The sequence below is a fragment of the Bradyrhizobium sp. SZCCHNR2028 genome, from assembly GCF_032380995.1.
Lineage (GTDB): Bacteria > Pseudomonadota > Alphaproteobacteria > Rhizobiales > Xanthobacteraceae > Bradyrhizobium.
Genome location: NZ_JAUHJF010000022.1, coordinates 63,021 through 80,834 on the forward strand (window position 1 = coordinate 63,021; position 17,814 = coordinate 80,834).

Consider the following 17,814-nt stretch of genomic DNA (forward strand, 5'->3'; position numbering starts at 1 on the left):
TCTGATGTCTCCATGAGGTCGTTCGGCGACGGCCGTGATTTTCGTTGGGTCGAACCCCTGGTCCGGTCCTTGCGGGCCAGTCCCCCCCTCCTATATGACGCTCATCGTCGCAATATCGCGAGCATTTGATCTGAGGGGGTTTTGGATGGGGGCGCCGTCAGGGCCCCACCCAACCTGCCGCAAAAAGAAGGAATATGAGACCATGGGAAAGGTCATCGGGATCGATCTCGGCACCACGAATTCGTGCGTGGCCGTCATGGACGGCAAATCGTCGAAAGTCATCGAGAACGCCGAGGGCATGCGCACGACGCCGTCGATCGTCGCGTTCAGTGACGATGGCGAACGCCTGGTCGGCCAGCCGGCCAAGCGCCAGGCCGTGACCAACCCCGAACGCACCTTCTTCGCGGTCAAGCGACTGATCGGCCGCCGCTACGACGACCCGATGGTCGAGAAGGACAAGAAGCTCGTCCCCTACAAGATCGTCAAAGCCGGCAACGGCGACGCCTGGGTCGAGGCCGACGGCAAGACCTATTCGCCCTCGCAGGTCTCCGCCTTCATCCTGCAGAAGATGAAGGAGACCGCGGAAGCCCATCTCGGCCAGAAGGTCGACCAGGCCGTCATCACCGTCCCCGCCTACTTCAACGACGCCCAGCGCCAGGCCACCAAGGACGCGGGCAAGATCGCGGGCCTTGAGGTTCTGCGCATCATCAACGAGCCGACCGCGGCTGCGCTCGCCTACGGCCTCGACAAGACGAAGGCCGGCACCATCGCCGTGTACGACCTCGGCGGCGGCACCTTCGACGTCTCGATCCTGGAGATCGGCGACGGCGTGTTCGAGGTGAAGTCGACCAACGGCGACACCTTCCTCGGCGGTGAAGACTTCGACATGCGTCTGGTCAGCTACCTCGCCGACGAATTCCAGAAGGAGCAGGGCATCAACCTGCGCAACGACAAGCTCGCCCTGCAGCGCCTCAAGGAAGCTGCCGAGAAGGCCAAGATCGAGCTGTCGTCGACCACGCAGACCGAGATCAACCTGCCCTTCATCACCGCGGACCAGTCCGGTCCGAAGCATCTGACGATGAAGCTGACCCGCGCCAAGTTCGAGGCGCTGGTGGCCGACCTCGTCGAGAAGACCATCGAGCCGTGCCGCAAGGCGCTGAAGGATGCCGGCCTGACCGCCGGCGAGATCGGCGAAGTGGTGCTGGTCGGCGGCATGACCCGCATGCCGAAGATCCAGGAGATGGTGAAGCAGTTCTTCGGCAAGGAGCCGCATAAGGGCGTCAACCCCGACGAGGTGGTGGCGATCGGTGCGGCGATTCAGGCCGGCGTGCTGCAGGGCGACGTCAAGGACGTGCTGCTGCTCGACGTGACGCCGCTGTCCCTCGGCATCGAAACCTTGGGCGGCGTGTTCACCCGCATCATCGACCGCAACACCACGATCCCGACCAAGAAGAGCCAGGTGTTCTCGACCGCCGAGGACAATCAGAACGCGGTCACCATCCGGGTCTTCCAGGGTGAGCGCGAGATGGCGGCCGACAACAAGATGCTCGGTCAGTTCGACCTGATGGGCATTCCGCCGGCCCCGCGCGGCATGCCGCAGATCGAGGTGACGTTCGACATCGACGCGAACGGCATCGTCAACGTCTCGGCCAAGGACAAGGCCACCGGCAAGGAGCAGCAGATCCGCATTCAGGCCTCGGGTGGTCTGTCGGAAGCCGACATCGACAAGATGGTCAAGGACGCCGAGGCCAATGCCGCGGCGGACAAGAAGCGCCGCGAGGCGGTCGACGCCAAGAACCATGCGGACGCGCTGGTGCACTCCACCGAGAAGGCGCTGGCCGAGCATGGCTCGAAGGTCGCCGACACCGAGCGCCGCGCCATCGAGGATGCCGTCAGCGATCTCAAGGAAGCGCTGAAGGGCGACGATGCCGAGGCGATCAAGGCCAAGACCAACACGCTGGCCCAGGCGTCGATGAAGCTCGGCGAGGCCATGTACAAGCAGCAGGCCGAGACCGATGCGGCCCGCGACGCCGCCAAGGATGACGTGGTCGACGCGGAGTTCACCGAGGTCGACGACGACAAGAAGAAATCTGCTTAACTGAGGCAGAGGTAGTGACCATGACCCCCATGCCAAAGAGCGCACTTTGCGGCTCGTTGGATGGGGGTCATTTTCATTGACCGGAACGCGCGCGGCGATCGCGCCAGCCGTTCCTATTGGGCGAAGTTCGGGCGGGTTTGATTGATGTCCACCAAGCGCTGCTACTACGAGACCCTGGAAGTCGAGCGCGACGCCGACGAGACCAAGCTCAAGGCCGCCTTCCGCAAGCTGGCCATGAAGTGGCATCCGGACAAGAATCCGGGCGATGCCTCCAGCGAAGTGAAATTCAAGGAAATCAACGAGGCCTACGAGGTGCTGCGCGACGCCGACAAGCGCGCCGCCTACGACCGCTATGGCCACGCCGCCTTCGAGCAGGGCGGCATGGGCGGCGCGCACGGCTTCGGCGCCGGCTTTGCCTCCTCGTTCTCTGACATCTTCGAGGACCTGTTCGGCATGGCCGGGCAGCGACGCGGCGGCACCGGGCGCGAGCGCGGCGCCGATCTGCGCTACAACATGGAAATCACCTTGGAAGAGGCGTTCCAGGGCAAGACGGCGCAGATCGAGATTCCGGTCTCGGTGACCTGCGAATCCTGCTCCGGCACCGGCGCCAAGGCCGGCACCAAGCCGAAGACCTGCTCGATGTGCGGCGGCGCCGGCCGCGTGCGGCAGGCGCAGGGCTTCTTCACCCTGGAGCGGACCTGCCCCGGCTGTCACGGCCGCGGCCAGATGATCGAGGACCCCTGTCCGTCCTGCTCCGGCTCCGGACGCGTCACCCGTGACCGCACGCTGTCCGTCAACATTCCCCAGGGCGTCGAGGACGGCACCCGCATTCGTCTTGCCGGCGAGGGCGAGGCGGGGTTGCGCGGCGGACCGCCCGGCGATCTCTACATCTTCCTGTCGCTGACCCAGCACGAGTTCTTCCAGCGCGACGGCGCCGACCTGCATTGTCGGGTGCCGATCTCGATGGTGACGGCGGCGATTGGCGGCGAGTTCGAGGTGCCGACGATCGACAAGGGCAAGACCAAGGTGAGGATTCCCGCCGGCGCGCAGTCCGGGCGCCGGTTTCGGATCGCGGCCAAGGGCATGCCGGTGCTGCGCTCGCGCCAGACCGGCGACATGTATGTCCAGATCGTGGTCGAGACGCCGCAGAACCTGACCAAGAAGCAGCAAGAGCTGCTTGCCGAGTTCGAGAAGCTGTCCTCGGGAGCGACCCAGCCCGAGGCGGCTGGCTTCTTCACCAAGGTCAAGGATTTCTTCGGCAAGGCGGCGAACTGAGCCGTGCGTTCAAGCAAGCACGGCCAGGTAGCCTCGCCGAATGACTTCGGGATTCATGTGTCGAGCGAATTTGCTGCTTTGCACATGCAAAAAATTATCGAATGCAACTGTAAGAGCGCGGACCCGCCAGCCTTAATCGTACGTTACGGTTCGGCTTGACCGCCCCGCCTGCGCCCTATACGTCTTTGTGACTCTTTTCTGACATCGCCGTGAAGACGGTCCCGTCTGGTACTGAGATGCCCTTGCAAACGTCCGTGCGTGCGTCGAAAAAGCCTCTCCGTCTGGACGACGAAGTGCGCTTCCTCCGCTCATGGATCGAAAAGCCGCTGCACATGGGCGCCGTCATGCCGTCGAGTCGGCTGCTGGCCCGCACGATGGCGCAGTACGTCGATCCGCACGGGACAGGCCCCGTCATCGAGCTCGGACCGGGCACCGGCGCGATCACCAATGCGCTGGTCGAACATGGGATCGATCAGAAGCGGCTGGTGCTGGTCGAGTACAATCCGAGTTTCTGCGCCCTGCTGCGCGATCGCTACCCGCAGGCCAAGGTGGTCCAGGGCGACGCCTATCGCCTTCGCGACACGCTCTGGAACGTGCTGGGCGCCCCGGCCTCCGCCGTCGTCTCCGGCCTGCCGCTCGTGACCAAGCCGATGCTGACCCGCATGAAGCTGATCCGCGATGCGTTCGCGGCGATGTCGCCGAATGCGCCGTTCGTGCAGTTCACCTATTCCGTCGTGCCGCCGATTCCGAAGTCGCTGCCCGGCGTCACCACGCAGGCGTCCGAGCGCATCTGGATGAACCTTCCGCCGGCGCGCGTCTGGGTGTATCGCAAGCCCTGACCGGCGGCCGCGATCCTTCGTGGCGGGTCGTTGACCGACCTCACGATGTCCGCGCTGAAGATCCTCATCATCCCCGGTTCGACGCGGGTCGGCTCGCACAACGCGAAGCTCGCCGCGGCAGCGGCCTATCAGTTCGTGCAGGCCGGCGCCGAAATCACCCGCATCTCGCTCGCCGACTTCCCGCTGCCGATCTACGACGCCGACCTCGAGGCGCAATCGGGCATTCCATTTCACGCCGTGAATCTGACGCGCATGATCGGCGTTCATCATGCCGTGCTGCTGGTGACGCCGGAATACAACGCCTCGGTGCCGCCGCTGCTGAGCAACGCCATCACCTGGATCTCGCGCGTCGACGAGCCGCCGGGCAGCCGCGGCGCGGTGTTCCGCAGCAGGCCGTTTGCGATCGCCGCCGCCTCCGAGAATCGCTTCGGCGGCGTGCGTGCACTCTCGGCGTTGCGGCTGATGCTGACTGCCTGCAACGCGACGGTGATCCCGAGCCAGCTTGCGCTGGCCTGCGCCGACAAGGCCTACAACGACATGGACCGGCTCAAACTGCCCGCCGACATCACGGCGCTCGACGCCCTGGTGCGGGAGCTGATCGTTGTCGCGCAACATACGATGTGAGGTGACATGCCGACCGAGATTGCTCCCCGCGACCGCCTGATCGTGGCGCTCGATTTGCCGAGCGTGGCGGATGCCGAAGCCATGATCATCAGGCTCGGCGACGCCGTGACATTCTACAAGATCGGCATGGAGCTGACCTATGCCGGCGGCCTCGGCCTCGCCGAACGGCTCGCGGCCGAGGGCAAGCACGTGTTCATGGACCTCAAGCTGCACGACATCCCGACCACCGTCGAGCGCGCCACCCGCCAGATCGCCAGGCTCGGCGCCCGCTTCCTCACCGTGCACGGCTTCTCCCAGAGCATGAAGGCCGCGCTCGCCGGCGCTGCCGGCTCCAGCCTCGAGCTGCTCGCCGTCACCGTCATGACCTCCTATGACGATGCCGACCTCGCCGCCGCCGGCTACGCCATGGGCGTGAAGGAGCTCGTCGCCCGGCGCGCCGTGCAGGCGAAAGAGATCGGCATCCACGGCCTGATCCTGTCGCCCGAGGAGACCGAGCTGGTGCGCCCGCTGGTCGGCCCTGACATGCAGCTCGTCACCCCCGGGATCCGCCCGGCGGGATCAGACGTTGGCGACCAGAAGCGCATCATGACCCCGGCGCTGGCGATCGCTGGCGGCGCCGACCGCCTCGTCGTCGGCCGTCCGGTGACCGGCGCCGCCGATCCGGCGGCGGCCGCCGAGAGCATCGTCGCCGACATCGCCAGCGCCGTCGCGCTGGTCGGCAAGACCAACCGAGCTTGAGCAAGGCGACCGAGAGCAAGGAGACGACAGGGATGCCCAAGGCCTATTGGATCGCGCGGATCGACGTGCACAACATGGACGGCTACAAGGACTACGTCGCGCAGAACGGCGCGGTGTTCCACCAGTACGGCGCCAGGTTCCTAGTCCGTGGCGGCCAGTACGAGACCAAGGAAGGCACCTCGCGCTCGCGCAACGTCGTGATCGAGTTCAAGGACTACGCCACCGCGCTGGCGTGTTACAATTCTGCCGAATACCAGCGGCTGGTGGCGATGCGCGCGCCGCATTCGCAAGGCGACCTGGTGATCATCGAGGGCTATGACGGCCCGCAGCCCTGATCGCCGCCCGCCCCGGCCACCCGCGACTTGGCCTCGCTCGGTTGCCGCCGCTATCAGCCCCGGCTATAGCCCTTGAAGGGGCGGAGGAGTTGACATGTCAAAGATGCGCTTGATCGTTGCCGGAGCCGGCGGCCGCATGGGCCGCGCCCTGGTGCGCGCGATCGCCGAGACCGACGGCGCCGTGCTGGCGGGCGCGCTCGAAGCTCCGGGCTCGGAGCTGATCGGCAAGGACGCCGGCGTTCTCGCCGGCCTGCCCGCCAACGGCATCACACTGTCGGGCGACCTCTGGACCATGTCCGCCGAGGCCGACGGCATCCTCGACTTCACCGTCCCGGCCGCGACCATCGCCAACGTCGCGATCGCCGCCGAGCGCGGCATCGTCCACGTCGTCGGCACGACCGGCCTGTCATCGTCGGACGACGCCGTCATCAAGAGCGTCACCAAGCGCGCCGTCGTCGTGCAGTCCGGCAATATGAGCCTCGGCGTCAACCTGCTGGCGGCGCTGGTCAAGCAGGTGGCGAAGTCGCTCGACGCCGGCTTCGACATCGAGATCCTCGAGATGCATCACAAGCACAAGGTCGACGCGCCCTCCGGCACCGCGCTGATGCTCGGCCGCGCCGCGGCCGAGGGCCGCGGCATCGCGCTCGACGAGCATTCCGCCCGTGGCCGCGACGGCATCACCGGCGAGCGCCGCAGCGGCGACATCGGCTTCGCCTCGCTGCGCGGCGGCACGGCGGCGGGCGATCACAGCGTCATCTTCGCCGGTCCCTCGGAGCGGCTGGTGCTGTCGCACCAGGCCGAGGACCGCATGATCTTCGCCCATGGCGCGCTGAAGGCGGCGCTGTGGGCGCATGGCAAGCCGCCGGGCTACTACACGATGGACGACGTGCTCGGCCTCAAGGACCTTTTCTAGTTCAACGTCGATGGAAGCGAACTGATGAGCGAACGTCTCCTGGTGCTGGTGCGCCACGGCCAGAGCGAGTGGAATCTGAAGAACCTGTTCACCGGCTGGAAGGATCCGGACCTGACCGAGCAGGGCGTGGCCGAGGCCAAGGAGGCCGGGCGCAAGCTGAAGGCGCAGGGGCTGGTCTTCGACGTCGCCTTCACCTCGGTGCTGACGCGCGCCCAGCACACGCTCGATCTGATCCTGACCGAGCTCGGCCAGACCGGCCTGCCGACCAGCAAAAACCTCGCGCTCAACGAGCGCGACTATGGCGACCTCTCCGGCCTCAACAAGGACGACGCCCGCGCCAAATGGGGCGAGGAGCAGGTCCACGTCTGGCGCCGCTCCTACGACGTCCCCCCGCCCGGCGGCGAGAGCCTCAAGGATACGCTGGCCCGCGCGCTGCCCTACTACGTCCAGGAAATTCTCCCCGGCGTCCTGCGTGGCCAGCGCACATTGGTCGCCGCCCACGGCAACTCGCTCCGCGCCCTGATCATGGTGCTGGAAAAGCTCACGCCGGAGGGCATTCTGAAGCGCGAACTGGCGACGGGCGTGCCGATCATCTACCGGCTGAATGCGGACTCCACGGTGGAGTCGAAGCTGGATCTGGCGGGCTGATCGCGCGCCCAAAGCGTTCCGTCTCCGATGCTCCCGCATCGCCTTGAGAACCATGAGGCCAAGGTCCGGGCCTCGCCCTTCGAGACGCCCGCCTGCGGCGGGCTCCTCAGGGTGAGGGGCGTAAGTTGCTCCGGAGCTCGCCCCTTCCATGAGCACGCTGCTCATCGTCAATTCGCAGCTCCGAATGCGAAGCCGCCCCTCATGGTGAGGAGCGTCGCCCTTGCGACGCGTCTCGAACCATGAGGCCCGCGACGACGCGGAGGGAATCGGCCAGTGCGATCACCGGCACGCCGATCTTTCTCCCCGATTCACATCTCAAACAGCCCCGCCCACGGCTCCACGATCTCGCGGCGCATCTCGCCCGAGTCCTGCTGCAACCATGTCCCTCCGAAATCCGAGAGGGCGCGGGGAATGCCGGATGCTGGCCGCACCCATGGCCCGCCTGCAGAAAAAAAGCAGGCGGCAGTCACCACAGGTTCAGCCGGAACAACCGGCATTCCCCGCGCGACGGTCTTAACGCTTATACGCAGTCTCCCTGGTGCGCCGGGCTTGTTGGCCACCATCCCCACGCGAAGCGAAGCTTCGTCGTGAGTTGATACCAGCATCGGGGTATCAAGACCCTGCGACTTCACGTCCGCAGTCCAGCCGTTCGTCGGCGCGCCCGAAGACACGCTGCGGCAAACCGCGGCCATCGCTCCCCGCCCCGCGTGTCGTGACGATCGCGCGCAACGCCCCTCTCGTCGAGGCGGGATGGGAGGATAAAATCATAAATTCGGATAATACGCAAGAAGATTATGTTTCAGAGAAGTCATTACAAGATAGCGCGCACGCTTCTCAGTCGACTGCGGTCGAAGATATCTCCTCCGAGACCTAGCGCTTGCCTTTAAAGGCTGGCACCTCGACGCAAGAGCCGGGGAAAACCCCGGATAGCGGTGGAAAGCGTTAAGAGAACGATATATATCTTGACTCGTATAGAATCGAGTTCGGCGATGGCCGCGAATCGTTGGGGGCCCTGTACGTCTCGAAGCCTTAAGTTCCACTTGGGGTATTGACGTAGGGACTATGGGGTCCCCTTCTTCTTCCGCTTACTGTTCGGGATATAAATTCGTTCTTTCGGAACGAAGAGCCAGTGGCGATAAGGATGATCCCATGCCGCGGTTGCGGTGGGCCGCGCAGTGGAAACACCAATGTTGAAGTTAGGATAGATCGCTCGTACACGCGTATTAATGTGATTGTAGACGCGCTCTTTCGCCTTTGTCCTTTTGCCGCGCTTGCGGGGCGCAACTTTCTCTTTGTGCATGTCGTTCAACCGAAACCACATCGCACCGGTAACAATGTCGAGACACTGAAGAATGACGTGCTCATGTGAGCGGACGTCCGTAACATTCTCAGGTCTTATTGAGATTTTGCGTTGCCTGAAACTAGGGCTTTTCTCCAGAGCAACAAGGTACGACCTAAACTGCGCGGCCTTCTCTGCCGTATCTGGTAGTTGATCCGGATAGATCCGTAGATCAACGCCGGTAGTCAGCGGTGAGCAGTTCAAACCGAATGCATGCTTCAAGAACTGATAGTAAAGAATGAAATACTTTTCATCGATATGTCTACGCGACAGGTTCTTCGGTACATTCACGTTCTGAGTAAACATAACGCGGACTTTGATCTTAACTGCAGCTACCAGATCAAAAAATGTGTCAAGAAGGTCGATGTATTTCTGTGCGTAATTCTCGGTGATTTTGGTCCACTTGACCTCGCCATGGAGGTTGAGCGCGAGCTTCTTCTCTTCGAGAGCTTCGCGAACCGGCTCAAGGTCTTTGGAGGTGACCAACGCTCCGCCGTAGAAGTTTGAGAAGTAGCGCCCCCCTTCCTCGGACTCGTCGCAGTAGATGATATATTCAAGCGCCATGAGTTTCGGTTGATTACAGTCGCTGATACAGCGTCCGGCTTCCGAACCGGCTTACTCAGTTCTCCGAAAAAATTCCCATTCCGTCTTTCACCGAAGGACATAGCGTAGTAGGTCCGCAACGGATTTCATATTGCTCCGCCACCGACAGCCGGCTGCGTCATCAGCTTTATTTCCACCTAGAGAAAGCCGGTGCCCGTGGCGCGGCGTGGCGGTTGTGTCTTAGCTCGGCGCGTATAGATCTCGCCCCATATCTCATAGGTTTCCTGCACCATCGCCTCGATCTGCTCGAAGCTAAAGAGCGGGACACCGATTTCTTCATGCGCGAACGCAACCCTAGGTCCTTTTTTCGGCGCGGTAAATTGCCAGATGGCGAACGTAACGTCGGCGTAGTCAGGGTCTGCCGCGCGAATACGCTCGTGCATAATCGAGAAGACGAACTGTCGTGCTACGCGCGTCAACTGGGTTGTCGAGCGCCGGGGGTCGAAAAAGGGGATTACCGGGCGGCCATCTCGGATAACTAGAAGAGAATGCCAGAAAACCAGCTTGCTGCCGGCGCCAACTTGAAGCGGAAACAACTCCAGACTTCGGCCCTCAATGAGGTTCGCCTCGGCATAGTCGTATAGCGATTTCGCGACTTGGAGATTTGCCGCAAGCTCATCTGCTGACCACGATTCGGATTGGATCGTTCGCTCAATGTGTTTGAACGGAACTCGACCGCCAGTCGCTAAGAAACCGGTTTGAATGTTTAGAATGTCTGGCAGCGCTTTGCGGAACGGCACGTACCGGTATGGCGGGTGCGAGACCCGGAAGGCTTCGAGGGCTCGACGCTTTAGGTGAACCGAGAGCGGAGCGATGCGAGCGAGGTCGGTATCAGGTAGGGGGGGAATCTTCACGGGGCTCTCCGGTCGAAACCACGCTGTCAACGGTCACCTTATGGAACTTAAAGCGACTCACGATGATATCGTTGCTGATCCGAAGGCCCAGAGCTAGTCCTGTTCGTGGTTTGTCTACCACAAAGTGCCAGGGCGCCCCCTTAGCATGAGATATGTTCACTAACTGGCTGGGCGTCATAGACCCATATTGGGATACTATACGCACTACGTGGGATACTACTTCGGGCTCAGTTAGCACGGGAATGGGGCTAGCAATCCCCGTCACGATATCCCGCTGACAGGCTCGAAAGGTGATTGGCTTGTCTTTCGCAACTTTGAACGCCTGATAAACTGCCGGATGTACCGGACCATATTCCCATGCCTCGAAGTAACCCGACACGAGAGGACGTTTTCGCTCGATCAAGAAAAGGGCGTGGGCGAAATATAGCAGTTTTTGCAAGGCGAGGTTAGTGATCCCCCGCCCAAGCCTATCCCCCTCATCGAGCATGAGATTCGCAATTGCGCGGGGATCTAGGGGGTGTTCTGCCACGGCCTGTTCTAACCTAAACGATTCCTGGCCACCAATCCGCGACTCAGCACCGGGCTCCGTTGTCCCGGGAATTTGTTAACGCCTCGTTATAGAACGAATCAAGAACAAACGATGCTTTGCCGCCAGTTCGTCCAGCGCCGCCTTACGTTTATCCACATCCGGCATCACAGACCTCATTTTACCCCATCCCCACCTGCCCCGCTTCCCACCCAAGCATCGCCTGCTTGCGTGTCAGCCCCCAGTGATAGCCCGTCAGCGCTCCGCTCTTGCCGAGCGCGCGATGGCACGGCACGACGAACGAGATCGGGTTCTTGCCGACCGCGGCGCCCACGGCGCGCGAGGCCTTTGGCGACTCCAGCCGCGTTGCGATGTCCGAGTAGCAGACGGCGCGGCCCATGGGGATCTTGAGCAGGGTTTCCCAGACGCGGACCTCGAAATCGGTGCCGATCAGCACGACGCGGAGCGGCTGGTCGGGGCGCCACAGGGTCTTGTCGAAGATGCGCTGGGCGAGGCCGGCGGTGCCGGGGACGTCCTCGACGTAAGTGGCGCGGGGCCAGCGGCTCTTCATGTCGGCGAGCGCTCCAGCCTCCTCGCCGGGATCGGCGAAGGCGAGGCCGGCGAGGCCGCGCGGGGTGGCCATCACCAGCGCGATGCCGAACGGACAGGGGTGGAAGCCGTAGCGCAAGGTAGTGCCGGCGCCGCCGGTCTTCCATTCGCCGGGCGACATCGCTTCATGGGTGACGAACAGATCGTGCAGGCGGCCGGGGCCTGATAGCCCCGAGTCGAGTGCGGCGTCGAGCACGCTGGCCGAGCCCTTCAGCAGGCCCTTGGCGTGGTCGAGCGTCAGCGCCTGCATGAACGCCTTCGGCGTCAGCCCGGCCCAGCGCCGGAACAGATGGTGCAGCTCGTCCGGCGTCAGGCTGGCGGCGTCGGCCATGTCCTCGATGGTCGGCTGCCGCCGCCAATGCTCGGAGATGAACGCGATCGCGCGGCGCACCGCATCGTAGTCGCGCAAAGCTGCCGATTGCTGCGGGCCCGGCTTGGCCAGGGCGGAATCGTGAATGGCAAGGGTCATCATGGGTCCCGATGTAGGGCGGCCGGGAAGGGGACTCCACCCGATTTCTGATTGGAGGGCTAGGGCGTTGCGATCGGCTTCGGCTTGAAACAGGATTTTCCTGGCTTGCTCCGTCATTCCGGGGCGTCGCGCAGCGATGAGCCCGGAATCCATAACCACGAGAAGAAGTGTGAGGCGAGACGCCCACTACTCGTGTGCCCTACACAAGGCCCTGTGAGTATGGGTTCCGGGCTCGCGCTGCGCGCGCCCCGGAACGACGCCGGCGGGTGTTAGCGGCGCTTTCGCCTGGGTAGAGCTGCCCGCAGTCCGTGCCCTTGGACACGCTACAGCGGGTTGTACACCGGCCCGCGCTTCGCGGCCTGCAGCCCGGCCGTCAGCGCCTTGGCGAAGCTCGCCTTTTCCTCCGGCCCGAGGAAGCTCGCGATCGCGACGCGCTGGCCGCGGGCGACCAGATACAGGCGCTCGATGCCGAACTCCTCGTGGGTTTCCTGGTCGAGCCGCACCCAGAGCGGGTTGAAGCGCCATTCCATGACGTGGCCCTTGTGGCTGATGCGGCGCAGGCGCAGCTCCGTCAGGGTGATCGAGACGTCCTCATAGGCGTTGGCGCGGCGGAAGTTGACCTTGAAGGCCCAGTAGATCGCCAGCGCATCCAGGCCGAAGAAGCCGAGCACCGGCCAGGCGCCCATCATGAGCGAGGCGAGGCCGCCGATGAAGCTGATGGCGCAGACCACCACCATCAGCACCAGAAAGCCGGTGCGGCTGAGCGAGCGATGCGGCGTCAGCCGGGCTGCGAACAGCTCGGGATCAGCGGCGTCGGTGTCGGTCTCCTGATACGCAAAAGCGTTGCCTGGCGTCATGGGGCCTCAGTATACCCAGATCATGGCCAAAATCACCCGCCCCCAACGCGCCAAGCCGGCGCCGGTTCGCAGCCCCTTGAACAAGGCCGCTCCCAAGGCCGCTCCCAAGTCAGCCCCTAAGGCCGCCTCGAAACGGGCCGTCAAGAAGGCTCCGACGGCCAAGCCGAAGAGCCCTGCCCGACCGGTCAAGAGAGCGTTGAGCGCGGCCAGGCCCTGGACCCCGGCCGAGATCCGCGAGGCCTTCAGCCGCTTCGCTCAGGCCAATCCGGAGCCGAAGGGCGAGCTCGAGCACCTCAACCCCTACACCCTGCTGGTCGCCGTGGTGCTGTCGGCGCAGGCGACCGACGCCGGCGTCAACAAGGCGACGCGGCCGCTGTTCGCCGTCGCCGACACGCCGCAGAAGATGATCGCGCTCGGCGAGGACAAACTCCGCGACACCATCAAGACCGTCGGCCTCTACCGCACCAAGGCCAGGAACGTGATCGCGCTGTCGCAGAAGCTGATCAGCGAATTCGGCGGCGAGGTGCCGCGCACGCGCGCCGAATTGGAATCGCTGCCCGGCGCCGGCCGCAAGACCGCGAACGTCGTGCTCAACATGGCGTTCGGCGAGCACACGATGGCGGTCGACACCCATGTGTTCCGCGTCGGCAACCGCACCGGCTTGGCCCCTGGCAAGACGCCGCTGGAGGTCGAGCTCGGGTTAGAGAAGGTGATCCCGGCCGAGTTCATGCTGCACGCGCATCACTGGCTGATCCTGCACGGCCGCTACACGTGCCTGGCGCGCAAGCCGCGCTGCGAGCTGTGCCTGATCAAGGACCTCTGCCGCTGGCCCGAGAAGACCGCCTGATACGTTGTGCGTGACGAACGGTTTCGCCTGAGAACGCGTTTGACAGTCACTATTGTGTCACGGCGCGACGCCGTCTCACCATGGCCGGGCCACATCGCCGCCCGCATTGGACATAAGATGACACCCATAATCCGGGGCGATGTGAGCGGCGCGTGACGATTCCCGCGTTCTCGGACCTTTCTGCGCCGGGACGTTGAAGGATCAGCCGCATGGACCATACCGCCGCACTCGTGTCGCTCGCGACCTCGGTGCCACCGCATCAGTTCCGCCAGAACGAGGTGATGGAGGCCGCACGCGTGGTGCTGTCGCCGCGCTTTCCGCAGTTCGACACGATGGCGAGCCTGTTCGCCAACACCGGCATCCGCCAGCGCTACGGCGTCAAGCCGATCGAATGGTACATGGAGCGCCGCGGCTGGCCCGAGCGCACCGAGGCCTATCTCGAAGGCGCCGAGGCGCTGTTCATCGATGCGACCAACAAGGCGCTCGCGCAGGCCGATCTCGCAGCCGCCGACATCGATACCATCGTCACCGTGAGCTCGACGGGCATCGCGACGCCGACACTGGAAGCGCGCGTCGCCGGGCGCCTGGGCTTTCGCGCGGACGTATCGCGCGTGCCGGTGTTCGGCCTTGGCTGCGCCGGCGGCGTCTCGGGCCTGTCGATCGCCGCGCGGCTGGCGCAGGCCCGGCCCGGCACCAATGTGCTGTTGGTGACCTTCGAATTGTGCACGCTGGCCGTGCGCCATGATGAGTTGACGAAAGCCAACATCGTCGCGCTGAGCCTGTTCGGCGATGGTGCCGCAGCGGCGATCCTGCGCGCCGGCGATGGCGGCGCTATCAGGGTCGAGGCGACCGGCGAGAAGCTGTGGCCGGATACGCTCGATATCATGGGCTGGAGCGTCGATCCCGAAGGCTTCGGCGTGATCTTCCAGCGCACCATTCCGGACTTCGTCACCGAGAACATGGGCCCGGCCGTCAACGAGATCCTGGACCGGATGAAGCTCGCGCCTGCCGACGTCGACCGCTTCGTCTGCCATCCCGGCGGCGCCAAGGTGATAACGGCGCTGGAGCGCGCGCTGTCGCTCGGCCAGGGCACGCTGGATCATGAGCGCGAGATCATCGCCGACTACGGCAACATGTCCGCGCCGACGGTGCTGTTCGTGCTGGAGCGCGCCCGCGCCCGGGGCTTGCCGCCGCGCTCGGTGCTGACTGCGCTCGGACCTGGGTTCACCGCAAGCTGCGTATCGTTGAGGAACGCCGCATGACCTTCGCCGCCTTCGTCCTCGCCCTCGTCACCATGCAACGGCTCGGCGAGCTCGTGCTCGCCCGCCACAACACCAAGCGCCTGCGCGCCATGGGCGCGATCGAGGTCGGGGCGGATCATTATCCGCTGATGATCTCGATGCATGCGGCCTGGCTGGTGTCGCTGTGGCTGCTCGGTGCCGACCAGGATGTCGACCCGTGGCTGCTGTCGGGCTTCGTGCTGCTGCAGGGTCTGCGCTGGTGGGTGCTTGCGACGCTCGGCCCGCGCTGGACGACGCGCATCATCATCCTGCCCGGTGCGCCGCTGGTGACCGATGGTCCCTATCGCTACATCTCGCATCCGAACTATCTGGTGGTCGCAGCCGAGATCGCGCTGCTGCCGCTGGCGCTGCATCTGCCGCTGATCGCGTTGATCTTCTCAGGCCTGAATGCGGCGGTGCTGTTCATCCGCATCCGCGCCGAATCGGAAGCACTCACCGGCATCGGCGGCGGCCAGACCGCATGAGCGCATCGGCCGCGCCGCAGGATCGTCCGAGCCTCGCCACCTGGCTCGGCTTCATCCTGATGTGCGTCGGCATGTTCATGGCGATCCTCGACATCCAGGTGGTGGCGACGTCGCTGCCGACCATCCAGGAGGCGCTCGGCATCACGCCGGACGCGATGAGCTGGATCCAGACGGCGTATCTGATCGCCGAGATCATCGCCATTCCGCTCACCGGGCTGCTCACGCGGGTGTTCACGTTGCGCTGGCTGTTCGTTGGCGCCGTCGGCATCTTCACCGCGGCCTCGCTCGGCTGCGCGTTCAGCGGCGATTTTCATACGCTGCTGGCGTTCCGCGTGCTGCAGGGCTTCTTCGGGGGTCTCCTGATCCCCGTCGTGTTCTCCGCCGTGTTCCTGCTGTTTCCACCGCGCCTGCACGCGGTCGCGACGACGATCGGCGGCGTGGTCGCGGTGCTCGCACCGACCATCGGCCCGGTCGTCGGCGGCTTCATCACCAACACCTGGTCGTGGCCCTGGCTGTTCCTGATCAACATCGTGCCCGGCATCATCGCCGCGTTGATGACGCCAAGCCTGCTGCCGAAGCAGCGCATGGATCTCGCGGAGCTCGACAAGCTCGACCTGTTTGCGCTGTTGCTGCTCGCGGTGTCCCTGGCCAGCCTCGAGCTCGGGCTGAAGGAGGCCCCAAAGGGCGGCTGGCTGTCGTCGAACTGCATTGCGTTCCTGGTGCTGAGCGCGTCATGCCTCACTTTGCTGATCCAGCGCCTGCTGGCCTCGCCGCATCCGATCCTGCGGCTCGGCAGCTTTCAGCGGCGGTCGTTCACGCTCGGCTGCCTGTCGAGCTTCTGTCTGGGCATCGGGCTGTTCGGCTCGGTCTATCTGATGCCGGTGTTCCTCGCCTTCGTGCGCGGCCACGATGCGTTCGAGATCGGCAAGATCATGCTGGTCACCGGCGTAGCGCAACTGATCGCCGCTCCGCTGGTGACGGCGCTGGACGGCAAGGTGGACGCGCGTCTCCTGACGGCGTTCGGCTTCGTGCTGTTCGGCTTCGGTCTGGCAGCGAGCGCGTTCCAGCCGCCGACCGCGGACTATCAGGAGATGTTCTGGCCGCAGGTGGTGCGCGGCGTCGGCATCATGTTCTGCCTGCTGCCGCCGACGCGGATCGCGCTCGGCGACCTGCCGCAGGCCGAGGTCGCCGATGCCAGCGGGCTGTTCAACCTGATGCGCAATCTCGGCGGCGCCATCGGCATCGCGCTGATCGACACCATCATCTATGGCCGCGTCGCCATGCATGCCCAGGCGTTTCGCGACCGCCTGCTGGCCGGCGATACCGCGGCGGCCAAGGCGATCGGGCTCGCGCCGGAGCTGCTGCGCAACCGGCCGCGCGGCGTCTCGGAGGAGCAGGCGATCGCCTATGTCCGGCCGCTGGTGGAGAAGGCCTCGCTGGCGCTGTGCGTCAACGAGGCCTGGTCGCTGCTCGCCGGTGTCGCGCTGCTCGGCTTCCTGCTGATCCCCTTCGCCCGCGCCAAGGCGGCGAGCCTGTCGCCGCGGATGATGGCGCTAGAGGCTGCGCAGCCGGCGCTCCGGCGACGGCTCGATCAGTTCGGGCCGCGGTCCGGATAGGCGCTTGTGCAGGTGGACCATGAAGGCCATGCCGAACAGCGGCGTCGCCAGGTTCACGATCGGGATGGTGACGAAGGCCGCGATGATCAGCCCCGCGGTGAACACGGTCACCGCATTGTCGCGCCGCATCGCCTTGGCCTCCGCCGGCGGCCGGAAGCGCATCGCGGCCAGCTCGAAATATTCGCGGCCGAGCAGCCAGGCCGTGGCGAGGAAGAAGATCACGAAGCCGGCCCCGGCCAGGAACACGAAGGGCAGGGCGACCAGATAGATCAGGATGGTGAGGCCGGCGGCCTTGAGGCCCTCGATGATGGCGACGCCGAAGGGCAGGGCGACGCCGGGGCGCTCGGCTGGATAATGCTCGCGCTCGACGAGGTCCGCGACGTCGTCGACGAACAGGCTCGCGATCACCGAGGTGATCGCCGGCATCAGCATGATGCCGCCGAACACGACGCCGAAGCCGGCGGCGATCGAGATGATCCAAGTGAGCACTTCGAGGGTGCCGTGCGAGTTCGGCCCGAGCATGGCCTCCGCCCAGCCCTCGCCGGCGGTCGCGAGCCAGGTCAAGAGCCGCTGCAGCCCGATCGCCAGCACCGTGACCAGCACCAGCGCAAGCCCGATCGCGCGCCACAGGATCGAGCGCATCGGCGGCGACAAAATCTGCGAAATCGCCTTGATGGCGGCGTCGATCATGATCGTAGAACCTCTCTGCCAGACACGCGAGAGGAGGTAGACATGCAAGCGGGCTTCGGCAAGCCCGGCATCCCCACAGCACGCAAATGCGCCAAAACTGCTTCCTTCGTCATTGCGAGCGCAGCGAAGCAATCCAGGGTGGTGGGCGGGACTCTGGATTGCTTCGCTG

General features: G+C 64.7%; 19 protein-coding genes. 12 read left to right on the plus strand and 7 right to left on the minus strand.

Annotated elements, in window-relative coordinates; translation table 11 throughout:
• Positions 1-202 precede the first annotated feature (202 nt).
• The 8 genes from dnaK (at position 203) to QX121_RS26865 (ending at position 7,470) form a co-directional block, all read left to right on the plus strand.
• Positions 203-2,098, plus strand: a complete 1,896-nt coding sequence (gene dnaK, locus QX121_RS26830) for a molecular chaperone DnaK (RefSeq protein ID WP_315740389.1) — start codon at positions 203-205, stop codon at positions 2,096-2,098.
• A gap of 144 nt (positions 2,099-2,242) precedes the next feature.
• Positions 2,243-3,373 carry a molecular chaperone DnaJ gene (gene dnaJ / locus QX121_RS26835; protein ID WP_315813468.1) on the plus strand — a complete coding sequence of 377 codons (1,131 nt, stop codon included), beginning with the start codon at positions 2,243-2,245 and terminating at the stop codon, positions 3,371-3,373.
• 236 nt (positions 3,374-3,609) lie between these two features.
• Positions 3,610-4,212, plus strand: coding sequence for a class I SAM-dependent methyltransferase (locus QX121_RS26840; RefSeq protein WP_315740387.1), 603 nt, complete (start codon positions 3,610-3,612; stop codon positions 4,210-4,212).
• Between the two features lie 45 nt (positions 4,213-4,257).
• Positions 4,258-4,836 (plus strand): NAD(P)H-dependent oxidoreductase, encoded by a 579-nt coding sequence (locus tag QX121_RS26845; RefSeq protein WP_315813483.1) that lies wholly within the window; start codon positions 4,258-4,260, stop codon positions 4,834-4,836.
• Positions 4,837-4,842: 6 nt separating this feature from the next.
• Positions 4,843-5,574, plus strand: coding sequence for an orotidine-5'-phosphate decarboxylase (gene pyrF / locus QX121_RS26850; RefSeq protein ID WP_315813469.1), 732 nt, complete (start codon positions 4,843-4,845; stop codon positions 5,572-5,574).
• A 32-nt stretch (positions 5,575-5,606) separates the two neighbouring features.
• Positions 5,607-5,909, plus strand: a complete 303-nt coding sequence (locus tag QX121_RS26855) for a DUF1330 domain-containing protein (protein WP_315813470.1) — start codon at positions 5,607-5,609, stop codon at positions 5,907-5,909.
• Positions 5,910-6,003: 94 nt separating this feature from the next.
• A complete protein-coding gene (gene dapB / locus QX121_RS26860) occupies positions 6,004-6,822 on the plus strand; it encodes a 4-hydroxy-tetrahydrodipicolinate reductase (RefSeq protein WP_315813471.1) in 819 nt (272 codons plus the stop codon).
• 24 nt (positions 6,823-6,846) lie between these two features.
• Positions 6,847-7,470, plus strand: a complete 624-nt coding sequence (locus QX121_RS26865; RefSeq protein WP_315778141.1) for a 2,3-bisphosphoglycerate-dependent phosphoglycerate mutase — start codon at positions 6,847-6,849, stop codon at positions 7,468-7,470.
• A gap of 308 nt (positions 7,471-7,778) precedes the next feature.
• Here QX121_RS26865 and QX121_RS26870 read toward each other — a convergent pair whose 3' ends face one another.
• The 6 genes from QX121_RS26870 to QX121_RS26895 all read right to left on the minus strand — a co-directional run bounded on the left by QX121_RS26870 (position 7,779) and on the right by QX121_RS26895 (position 12,727).
• Complete coding sequence (locus QX121_RS26870) at positions 7,779-8,162, minus strand: hypothetical protein (RefSeq protein ID WP_315813472.1); 384 nt, start codon at positions 8,160-8,162, stop codon at positions 7,779-7,781.
• 368 nt (positions 8,163-8,530) lie between these two features.
• A complete protein-coding gene (locus QX121_RS26875) occupies positions 8,531-9,373 on the minus strand; it encodes a DUF3800 domain-containing protein (RefSeq protein WP_315813473.1) in 843 nt (280 codons plus the stop codon).
• A gap of 176 nt (positions 9,374-9,549) precedes the next feature.
• Positions 9,550-10,266: a type VI toxin-antitoxin system SocB family DNA replication inhibitor toxin gene (gene socB, locus QX121_RS26880; RefSeq protein WP_315813474.1), complete on the minus strand. Its 717-nt coding sequence runs from the start codon at positions 10,264-10,266 to the stop codon at positions 9,550-9,552.
• Positions 10,244-10,795 carry a type VI toxin-antitoxin system SocA family antitoxin gene (gene socA / locus QX121_RS26885; protein WP_315813475.1) on the minus strand — a complete coding sequence of 184 codons (552 nt, stop codon included), beginning with the start codon at positions 10,793-10,795 and terminating at the stop codon, positions 10,244-10,246. Before socA ends, socB begins: the two co-directional genes overlap by 23 nt.
• Before the next feature lie 178 nt (positions 10,796-10,973).
• Positions 10,974-11,873 (minus strand): bifunctional helix-turn-helix domain-containing protein/methylated-DNA--[protein]-cysteine S-methyltransferase, encoded by a 900-nt coding sequence (locus QX121_RS26890; protein ID WP_315813476.1) that lies wholly within the window; start codon positions 11,871-11,873, stop codon positions 10,974-10,976.
• Positions 11,874-12,193: 320 nt separating this feature from the next.
• Positions 12,194-12,727 (minus strand): DUF2244 domain-containing protein, encoded by a 534-nt coding sequence (locus tag QX121_RS26895; RefSeq protein WP_315813477.1) that lies wholly within the window; start codon positions 12,725-12,727, stop codon positions 12,194-12,196.
• A gap of 22 nt (positions 12,728-12,749) precedes the next feature.
• Between QX121_RS26895 and nth the strand changes: the two genes are divergently transcribed.
• The 4 genes from nth (at position 12,750) to QX121_RS26915 (ending at position 16,955) form a co-directional block, all read left to right on the plus strand.
• Complete coding sequence (nth, locus tag QX121_RS26900) at positions 12,750-13,574, plus strand: endonuclease III (RefSeq protein WP_315813478.1); 825 nt, start codon at positions 12,750-12,752, stop codon at positions 13,572-13,574.
• Positions 13,575-13,783: 209 nt separating this feature from the next.
• Positions 13,784-14,836 (plus strand): type III polyketide synthase, encoded by a 1,053-nt coding sequence (locus QX121_RS26905; protein WP_315770652.1) that lies wholly within the window; start codon positions 13,784-13,786, stop codon positions 14,834-14,836.
• The gene (locus QX121_RS26910; RefSeq protein ID WP_315813479.1) at positions 14,833-15,339 is read left to right on the plus strand and encodes an isoprenylcysteine carboxyl methyltransferase family protein; all 507 of its coding nucleotides are present in this window, start codon (positions 14,833-14,835) and stop codon (positions 15,337-15,339) included. The genes QX121_RS26905 and QX121_RS26910 overlap by 4 nt, the downstream gene beginning before the upstream one ends.
• Entirely contained in the window at positions 15,336-16,955 is a 1,620-nt protein-coding gene (locus tag QX121_RS26915) for a DHA2 family efflux MFS transporter permease subunit (protein ID WP_315813480.1), read from the plus strand. Before QX121_RS26910 ends, QX121_RS26915 begins: the two co-directional genes overlap by 4 nt.
• Here QX121_RS26915 and QX121_RS26920 read toward each other — a convergent pair.
• Positions 16,893-17,645, minus strand: a complete 753-nt coding sequence (locus QX121_RS26920) for a sulfate transporter family protein (RefSeq protein WP_315740375.1) — start codon at positions 17,643-17,645, stop codon at positions 16,893-16,895. The genes QX121_RS26915 and QX121_RS26920 overlap by 63 nt on opposite strands.
• Positions 17,646-17,814 lie beyond the last annotated feature (169 nt).